The sequence below is a fragment of the Shigella sp. FC1661 genome (genome assembly GCF_001712525.1).
Taxonomy (GTDB): domain Bacteria; phylum Pseudomonadota; class Gammaproteobacteria; order Enterobacterales; family Enterobacteriaceae; genus Escherichia; species Escherichia coli.
Map to the genome: position 1 here is coordinate 1 of NZ_MDGW01000078.1, position 8,634 is coordinate 8,634.

7 protein-coding genes and 2 pseudogenes are annotated in these 8,634 nt (G+C 50.2%); 7 read left to right on the forward strand and 2 right to left on the reverse strand.

Going from position 1 to position 8,634, the window contains the following annotated elements; genetic code table 11:
• From BFF42_RS05880 to yieF, 7 genes and pseudogenes are all read left to right on the forward strand, one after another.
• Positions 1–292 (forward strand): annotated as a pseudogene (locus tag BFF42_RS05880) (IS1-like element IS1X2 family transposase); the annotation flags it as partial.
• Between the two features lie 207 nt (positions 293–499).
• The gene (gene tnaA / locus BFF42_RS05885; RefSeq protein ID WP_005025583.1) at positions 500–1,915 is read left to right on the forward strand and encodes a tryptophanase; all 1,416 of its coding nucleotides are present in this window, start codon (positions 500–502) and stop codon (positions 1,913–1,915) included.
• Between the two features lie 90 nt (positions 1,916–2,005).
• Positions 2,006–3,247 (forward strand): annotated as a pseudogene (gene tnaB, locus BFF42_RS05890) (low affinity tryptophan permease TnaB).
• Positions 3,248–3,378: 131 nt separating this feature from the next.
• A complete protein-coding gene (gene mdtL, locus BFF42_RS05895) occupies positions 3,379–4,554 on the forward strand; it encodes a multidrug efflux MFS transporter MdtL (protein WP_000085987.1) in 1,176 nt (391 codons plus the stop codon).
• Positions 4,529–5,488: an HTH-type transcriptional regulator YidZ gene (gene yidZ / locus BFF42_RS05900; RefSeq protein ID WP_000748502.1), complete on the forward strand. Its 960-nt coding sequence runs from the start codon at positions 4,529–4,531 to the stop codon at positions 5,486–5,488. Before mdtL ends, yidZ begins: the two co-directional genes overlap by 26 nt.
• Before the next feature lie 156 nt (positions 5,489–5,644).
• Positions 5,645–6,394, forward strand: coding sequence for a 4'-phosphopantetheinyl transferase family protein (locus tag BFF42_RS05905; protein WP_000190670.1), 750 nt, complete (start codon positions 5,645–5,647; stop codon positions 6,392–6,394).
• A 21-nt stretch (positions 6,395–6,415) separates the two neighbouring features.
• A complete protein-coding gene (gene yieF, locus BFF42_RS05910; RefSeq protein ID WP_001291274.1) occupies positions 6,416–6,982 on the forward strand; it encodes a class I chromate reductase YieF in 567 nt (188 codons plus the stop codon).
• Between the two features lie 53 nt (positions 6,983–7,035).
• Here the strand turns inward: yieF and adeP are convergent, their stop codons facing one another.
• Entirely contained in the window at positions 7,036–8,373 is a 1,338-nt protein-coding gene (gene adeP / locus BFF42_RS05915) for an adenine permease AdeP (RefSeq protein WP_000082689.1), read from the reverse strand.
• Positions 8,374–8,400: 27 nt separating this feature from the next.
• Positions 8,401–8,634 (reverse strand): IS1 family transposase (locus tag BFF42_RS05920; protein ID WP_001393844.1); only part of this gene is annotated, 234 nt, incomplete at its 5' end.

Genomic DNA, 8,634 nt, shown 5'->3' on the forward strand with positions numbered 1-8,634 from the left:
GGCGCACGTCTTCGGTGAACGCACTCTGGCCACACTGGAGCGTCTTCTGAGCCTGCTGTCGGCCTTTGAGGTCGTGGTATGGATGACGGATGGCTGGCCGCTGTATGAATCACGCCTGAAGGGAAAGCTGCACGTTATCAGCAAGCGTTACACTCAGCGCATTGAGCGACATAATCTGAATCTGAGACAACATCTGGCAAGGCTGGGACGGAAGTCACTGTCGTTCTCAAAATCGGTGGAGCTGCATGACAAGGTCATCGGGCATTATCTGAACATAAAACACTATCAGTAAGTTGGAGTCATTACCCAAACCGATTAGATTCAATGTGAACGATTAGTTTGCTATATCTTAATTTTGCCTTTTGCAAAGGCCATCTCTCGTTTATTTACTTATTTTAGTAAATGATGGTGCTTGTATATATACATGGCGAATTAATGGATATTGCAGATGTAATATTCACAGGGATCACTGTAATTAAAATAAATGAAGGATTATGTAATGGAAAACTTTAAACATCTCCCTGAACCGTTCCGCATTCGTGTTATTGAGCCAGTAAAACGTACTACTCGCGCTTATCGTGAAGAAGCAATTATTAAATCCGGTATGAACCCGTTCCTGCTGGATCGCGAAGATGTGTTTATCGATTTACTGACCGACAGCGGCACCGGGGCGGTAACCCAAAGTATGCAGGCAGCGATGATGCGCGGCGACGAAGCCTACAGCGGCAGCCGCAGCTACTATGCGTTAGCCGAGTCAGTGAAAAATATCTTTGGTTATCAATATACTATTCCGACTCACCAGGGCCGTGGCGCAGAGCAAATCTATATTCCGGTACTGATTAAAAAACGCGAGCAGGAAAAAGGCCTGGATCGCAGCAAAATGGTGGCATTCTCTAACTATTTCTTTGATACCACGCAGGGCCATAGCCAGATTAACGGCTGTACCGTGCGTAACGTCTATATCAAAGAAGCCTTCGATACGGGCGTGCGTTACGACTTTAAAGGCAACTTTGACCTCGAAGGATTAGAACGCGGTATTGAAGAAGTTGGCCCGAATAACGTGCCGTATATCGTTGCAACCATCACCAGTAACTCTGCAGGTGGTCAGCCGGTTTCACTGGCAAACTTAAAAGCGATGTACAGCATCGCGAAGAAATACGATATTCCGGTGGTAATGGACTCCGCACGCTTTGCTGAAAACGCCTATTTCATCAAGCAGCGTGAAGCAGAATACAAAGACTGGACCATCGAGCAGATCACCCGCGAAACCTACAAATATGCCGATATGCTGGCGATGTCCGCCAAGAAAGATGCGATGGTGCCGATGGGCGGCTTGCTGTGCATGAAAGACGACAGCTTCTTTGATGTGTACACCGAGTGCAGAACCCTTTGCGTGGTGCAGGAAGGCTTCCCGACATATGGCGGCCTGGAAGGCGGCGCGATGGAGCGTCTGGCGGTAGGTCTGTATGACGGCATGAATCTCGACTGGCTGGCTTATCGTATCGCGCAGGTACAGTATCTGGTCGATGGTCTGGAAGAGATTGGCGTTGTCTGCCAGCAGGCGGGCGGTCACGCGGCATTCGTTGATGCCGGTAAACTGCTGCCGCATATCCCGGCAGACCAGTTCCCGGCACAGGCGCTGGCGTGCGAGCTGTATAAAGTCGCCGGTATCCGTGCGGTAGAAATTGGCTCTTTCCTGTTAGGCCGCGATCCGAAAACCGGTAAACAACTGCCATGCCCGGCTGAACTGCTGCGTTTAACCATTCCGCGCGCAACATATACTCAAACACATATGGACTTCATTATTGAAGCCTTTAAACATGTGAAAGAGAACGCGGCGAATATTAAAGGATTAACCTTTACCTACGAACCAAAAGTATTGCGTCACTTCACCGCAAAACTGAAAGAAGTTTAATTAATACTACAGAGTGGCTATAAGGATGTTAGCCACTCTCTTACCCTACATCCTCAATAACAAAAATAGCCTTCCTCTAAAGGTGGCATCATGACTGATCAAGCTGAAAAAAAGCACTCTGCATTTTGGGGTGTTATGGTTATAGCAGGTACAGTAATTGGTGGAGGTATGTTTGCTTTACCTGTTGATCTTGCCGGTGCCTGGTTTTTCTGGGGTGCCTTTATCCTTATCATTGCCTGGTTTTCAATGCTTCATTCCGGGTTATTGTTATTAGAAGCAAATTTAAATTATCCTGTCGGCTCCAGTTTTAACACCATCACCAAAGATTTAATCGGTAACACCTGGAACATTATCAGCGGTATTACCGTTGCCTTCGTTCTCTATATCCTCACTTATGCCTATATCTCTGCTAATGGTGCGATCATTAGTGAAACGATATCAATGAATTTGGGCTATCACGCTAATCCACGTATTGTCGGGATCTGCACAGCCATTTTCGTTGCCAGCGTATTGTGGATAAGTTCGTTAGCCGCCAGTCGCATTACCTCATTGTTCCTCGGGCTGAAGATTATCTCCTTTGTGATCGTGTTTGGTTCTTTCTTCTTCTAGGTCGATTACTCCATCCTGCGCGATGCCACCAGCACCACTGCGGGAACGTCTTACTTCCCGTATATCTTTATGGCTTTGCCGGTGTGTCTGGCGTCATTTGGTTTCCACGGCAATATTCCCAGCCTGATTATTTGCTATGGAAAACGCAAAGATAAGTTAATCAAAAGCGTGGTATTTGGTTCGCTGCTGGTGATTTATCTCTTCTGGCTCTATTGCACGATGGGGAATATTCCGCGCGAAAGCTTTAAGGCGATAATCTCCTCAGGCGGCAACGTTGATTCGCTGGTGAAATCGTTCCTCGGCACCAAACAGCACGGCATTATCGAGTTTTGCCTGCTGGTGTTCTCTAACTTAGCTGTTGCCAGTTCGTTCTTTGGTGTCACGCTGGGGTTGTTCGATTATCTGGCGGACCTGTTTAAGATTGATAACTCCCACGGCGGGCGTTTCAAAACCGTGCTGTTAACCTTCCTGCCACCTGCGTTGTTGTATCTGATCTTCCCGAACGGCTTTATTTACGGGATCGGCGGTGCCGGGCTGTGCGCCACCATCTGGGCGGTCATTATTCCCGCAGTGCTTGCAATCAAAGCTCGCAAGAAGTTTCCCAATCAGATGTTCACGGTCTGGGGCGGCAATCTTATTCCGGCGATTGTCATTCTCTTTGGTATAACCGTGATTTTGTGCTGGTTCGGCAACGTCTTTAACGTGTTACCTAAATTTGGCTAAATCCTTCAAGAAGCCAGCCATTCGCTGGCTTCTTGCCTCTCAGGAAATCACTTATGTCCAAATGGCAACTCGCCTGATCCTCCTTCACCACGTATGCTTTGCGTCACCTTACTATCAGGACGCTTTAGCCCATGTCCCGCTTTTTGATTTGTAGTTTTGCCCTAGTTTTACTTTATCCCGCCGGGATTGATATGTACCTCGTTGGTTTACCGCGCATCGCCGCCGATCTCAATGCCAGCGAAGCGCAGTTGCATATTGCGTTCTCCGTATATCTGGCGGGGATGGCAGCTGCGATGTTATTTGCCGGTAAAGTGGCCGATCGTTCAGGGAGAAAGCCGGTCGCCATACCCGGCGCGGCGCTATTTATTATTGCCTCGGTGTTCTGTTCACTGGCTGAAACCAGCACGTTATTTCTTGCAGGCCGATTTCTACAGGGGTTGGGCGCAGGCTGTTGTTACGTAGTGGCGTTCGCCATTTTGCGCGACACGCTGGATGATCGACGTCGGGCTAAAGTGCTGTCATTACTCAACGGTATTACCTGCATCATTCCGGTGTTAGCGCCAGTGCTCGGACATCTGATTATGCTTAAATTCCCGTGGCAGAGTCTGTTCTGGGCGATGGCAATGATGGGCATCGCGGTACTGATGTTGTCTTTGTTTATTTTAAAAGAAACGCGCCCAGCGTCCCCCGCTGCTTCGGACAAACCACGAGAAAATAGCGAGTCGCTGCTTAATCGGTTTTTCCTCAGCCGTGTTGTTATCACCACCCTCAGCGTTTCGGTGATCCTCACTTTCGTCAATACATCGCCGGTATTGCTGATGGAAATCATGGGTTTTGAGCGCGGAGAATACGCCACCATTATGGCGTTGACCGCTGGCGTCAGCATGACCGTTTCATTCTCCACGCCATTTGCGCTGGGAATTTTTAAGCCACGTACGTTGATGATCACCTCGCAGGTGTTATTCCTTGCTGCGGGGATCACCCTTGCCGTTTCACCTTCCCATGCGGTTTCTCTGTTTGGTATCACACTGATTTGCGCCGGTTTCTCGGTAGGTTTTGGCGTAGCGATGAGTCAGGCGTTAGGACCATTTTCATTACGCGCGGGCGTAGCCAGCTCGACCTTAGGTATTGCGCAGGTTTGCGGTTCGTCACTGTGGATTTGGCTGGCAGCGGTGGTTGGTATCGGCGCATGGAATATGCTGATCGGGATTCTGATTGCCTGTAGCATAGTGAGCCTGTTGCTGATTATGTTCGTCGCGCCTGGACGCCCCGTTGCCGCTCATGAAGAAATCCATCACCACGCTTGATCTCAATCTGCTGCTCTGTCTGCAACTGCTGATGCAGGAGCGCAGCGTGACCAAAGCGGCGAAGCGGATGAACGTGACCCCTTCAGCGGTGAGTAAGTCGCTGGCAAAGTTAAGAGCGTGGTTTGACGACCCGCTCTTTGTGAACTCACCGCTGGGGCTGTCGCCCACACCGCTAATGGTCAGCATGGAGCAAAATCTGGCGGAATGGATGCAAATGAGCAATCTGCTGCTGGATAAACCGCACCACCAGACACCGCGCGGCCTGAAGTTTGAGTTGGCGGCGGAATCGCCGCTGATGATGATCATGCTTAATGCGCTGTCGAAACGGATCTACCAACGTTACCCGCAGGCGACCATCAAACTACGTAACTGGGATTACGATTCCTTAGATGCCATTACTCGTGGTGAAGTGGATATTGGTTTTTCCGGTCGCGAAAGCCATCCTCGCTCGCGGGAGCTGTTAAGCTCGCTACCGTTAGCCATTGATTATGAAGTGCTGTTTAGTGATGTACCCTGCGTCTGGTTACGCAAAGATCATCCGGCACTGCATGAAACGTGGAATCTGGACACCTTTTTACGTTATCCGCATATCAGCATTTGCTGGGAACAGAGCGACACCTGGGCGCTGGACAATGTGTTACAGGAGCTGGGGCGCGAACGCACGATTGCTATGAGCCTGCCGGAATTTGAGCAGTCACTGTTTATGGCAGCGCAACCCGACAATCTGCTACTGGCGACCGCGCCGCGCTACTGTCAGTACTACAATCAACTCCATCAACTGCCGTTGGTTGCTCTTCCTCTCCCGTTTGACGAAAGCCAGCAAAAAAAGCTGGAAGTTCCTTTTACCCTGCTGTGGCATAAACGGAACAGCCATAATCCGAAGATCGTCTGGTTACGGGAAACCATTAAAAACCTTTACGCGTCGATGGCATAACCGAATCGTATGAAACGCGACCCAATTTCACAATAAAATGTAAAAAAGTTGTAATAAGCTTGTCTGAATCGAACTTTTAGCCGCTTTAGTCTGTCCATCATTCCAGTAAATGATTACTCTTATATTCATAATGGACCATTAAGCATGGAGCGAAAAATGGCGACTCACTTTGCCCGAGGGATTTTAACGGAAGGACATCTGATTTCTGTTCGTCTCCCCTCCCAGTGTCATCAAGAAGCCCGAAACATTCCCCCTCATCGTCAAAGCCGTTTTCTGGCGTCCAGAGGTTTACTCGCAGAACTGATGTTCATGCTGTATGGCATTGGCGAATTGCCGGAAATCGTCACCCTGCCGAAAGGTAAACCGGTTTTCAGTGATAAAAATTTGCCTTCGTTTTCTATTTCCTATGCCGGGAATATGGTTGGCGTGGCGTTAACAACCGAAGGTGAATGTGGCCTCGATATGGAACTACAGCGTGCGACGCGCGGGTTTCATAGCCCACACGCGCCCGATAACCACACCTTTTCCAGCAATGAATCGCTATGGATCAGTAAACAAAACGATCCTAACGAAGCGCGGGCGCAGCTCATCACGCTGCGCCGAAGCGTGCTAAAACTAACCGGTGATGTTTTGAATGACGATCCGCGCGATCTGCAGCTGCTGCCCATTGCCGGACGCCTGAAATGTGCTCATGTAAATCATGTAGAAGCGTTATGCGACGCGGAGGACGTGCTGGTGTGGTCCGTGGCGGTCACGCCCGCGATTGAAAAGCTCAGTGTCTGGGAGTTAGATGGCAAACACAGCTGGAAAAGCCTGCCGGATATTCACAGCCGCGCCAACAATCCTACCAGCCGGATGATGCGTTTTGCCCAGCTCTCTACCGTGAAGTCTTTTTCGCCAAATTGATAGACAACCACAGGAGTCATTATGTCTGAAAAATTGCAGGTGGTTACGTTACTGGGGAGCCTGCGCAAAGGCTCATTTAATGGCATGGTTGCACGTACCCTGCCGAAAATTGCTCCGGCGAGCATGGAAGTCAATGCGTTACCTTCCATTGCCGACATTCCCCTGTATGACGCTGACGTACAGCAGGAAGAAGGTTTTCCAGCAACGGTTGAAGCTCTGGCGGAACAGATCCGTCAGGCTGACGGTGTGGTGATCGTCACGCCGGAATATAACTACTCGGTACCGGGTGTGCTGAAAAATGCCATCGACTGGCTTTCCCGCCTGCCGGATCAACCGCTGGCCGGTAAACCGGTGTTGATTCAGACCAGCTCAATGGGCGTGATTGGCGGCGCGCGCTGTCAGTATCACCTGCGCCAGATTCTGGTTTTCCTCGATGCAATGGTGATGAACAAGCCGGAATTTATGGGCGGCGTGATTCAGAACAAAGTTGATCGGCAAACCGGAGAAGTGATTGATCAGGGTACGCTGGACCACCTGACCGGGCAATTGACCGCATTTGGTGAGTTTATTCAGCGAGTTAAGATCTAAATAAAAAACCCGCCAGTAATCATGCATGGCGGGTTTTTAATGCGCTATCGATTTTAATGAGCGTCGATAAATACAATCTTCAGGATAAACAGCAGCGCAACGATGATTACGCACGGGCTAAGGTCACGCAGACGCCCGGTACCAATATTCATCACGCAGTAGGAGATAAAGCCCAGCGCAATACCTTCGGTAATCGAAAAGCTGAACGGCATCATCACGGCGGTAATAAACGCCGGAACAGATTCAGTAAGATCCTGCCAGTTCACGCGAGCAAGACTTGAGGTCATCAACACGCCAACGTAGATCAACGCGCCAGCTGCAGCGTAGCCTAGCACCATTCCCGCCAGCGGCGACAGAAAGATAACCAGCAGGAACAGCAGACCAACAACCACTGCCGTCAGACCGGTACGACCGCCAACCGATACGCCGGAAGAGGACTCAATATAAGCCGTAACGGAAGAAGTACCGATAAACGAACCGGTCACGGAAGAGATACTGTCGACATACAGCGCCTGCTTCATGCGCGGGAATTTCCCCTTCTCATCCGCCAGACCTGCTTTATCGGTCACGCCAATCAGCGTACCGGAGGAGTCAAACAAGTTGACCAACATGAAAGAGAAAATCACCCCTGCCAGCCCGAGGTTAAACGACCCGGCTAAATCTACATGACCCACAACTGTCATTACGCTCGGCGGCGCAGAAACGATGCCATTGTAGTGCACATCACCCAGCATCCAGCCCAGCAGCGTCGTCACCACGATAGAAACCAGCACCGCTGCGTGAATGTTGCGCGAGGCCAGAATAGCAATGATGAAGAAGCCGAGGATACCCAGAAGTACGCTGTGAGAAGTCAGATTACCGATGCTCACCAGCGTTTCCGAGTTAGCGACAATCACACCTGCGTTTTTCAGCCCCATCATGCCGATAAACAGGCCGATACCGCTGGTAATACCCACACGCAGACTTACCGGAATGTTAGCAATCATCCAGTAACGAACGCGGAAAATGGTCAAAAGAAGCAGTCCGACAGCGCCCCAGAAGATTGCGCCCATACCGATCTGCCACGGCAGCCCCATTGCCTGGACAACCACAAAAGCGAAAAAGGCGTTAAGCCCCATCGCAGGAGCCAGCGCCACCGGAAGGTTTGCAAACAATCCCATCATAATGCTACCGAAAGCAGCAATCAGACAGGTTGTTACGAAGACGGCACTGGTGTCCATGCCAGCAACGCCCAGAATTTGTGGGTTAACAAAAACGATGTAAACCATCGTCAGGAAGGTGGTAAAACCGGCGATCACTTCGGTCCGTGCCGTCGTGCCATGTTCGCGCAGTTTAAACACGCGTTCCAGCATCCCCTGGCCAGAAGCCTGGGTTGTGTGTTGTTGACTCATTATCTATTTCCGGGTAATGACTCCAACTTACTGATAGTGTTTTATGTTCAGATAATGCCCGATGACCTTGTCATGCAGCTCCACCGATTTTGAGAACGACAGTGACTTCCGTCCCAGCCTTGCCAGATGTTGTCTCAGATTCAGATTATGTCGCTCAATGCGCTGAGTGTAACGCTTGCTGATAACGTGCAGCTTTCCCTTCAGGCGTGATTCATACAGCGGCCAGCCATCCGTCATCCATACCACGACCTCAAAGGCCGA